The sequence below is a fragment of the Candidatus Pelagibacter communis genome, assembly GCF_001180185.1.
Lineage (GTDB): Bacteria > Pseudomonadota > Alphaproteobacteria > Pelagibacterales > Pelagibacteraceae > Pelagibacter > Pelagibacter ubique_F.
In genome coordinates this window covers 1-503 of record NZ_CVSS01000018.1, presented here as the reverse complement: position 1 = coordinate 503, position 503 = coordinate 1, and the positions used below count along the sequence as shown (strand labels likewise).

1 pseudogene is annotated in these 503 nt (G+C 34.6%); it reads left to right on the top strand.

Features of this window, described 5'->3' with window-relative positions:
- A pseudogene (locus tag AMN95_RS01320) lies at positions 1 to 454 on the top strand (malate synthase G); the annotation flags it as partial.
- Positions 455 to 503: the final 49 nt, after the last annotated feature.

The window sequence follows — 503 nt, the reverse complement described above, 5'->3', positions numbered from 1 at the left end:
AGATAAAATGAAAGATATGTTGGAGCAAAAAATTGATCATTTAAATGCTGGTGCTAATTGCGCTTGGGTTCCTTCTCCAACAGCTGCAGCATTGCATGCTTTGCACTACCATGAAATTGATATTTTTGAAAAACATAAGCGGATAAAATCTAGGGAAGCAGCTAAGTTAGATGATTTATTAAATATACCAACCGCCGACAGACCAAATTGGTCAATCGATGAAATTAATAAAGAAATATCTAATTCAGCCCAAACATTATTAGGTTATGTTGTAAGATGGGTTGATCAAGGTATAGGATGCTCCAAAGTACCCGATATAAATAACGTTGGGCTTATGGAGGATAGAGCAACTTTAAGGATTTCATCTCAACATATTGCCAACTGGTTACATCATGGAATAACTACAAAGATTCAAGTCATTGAAATTATGAAGGATATGGCCAAAATAGTTTAAAAAAAACAAGTGTAAAAATAAGTAAGTTGGCTCAAGGATTGCCTGTTGG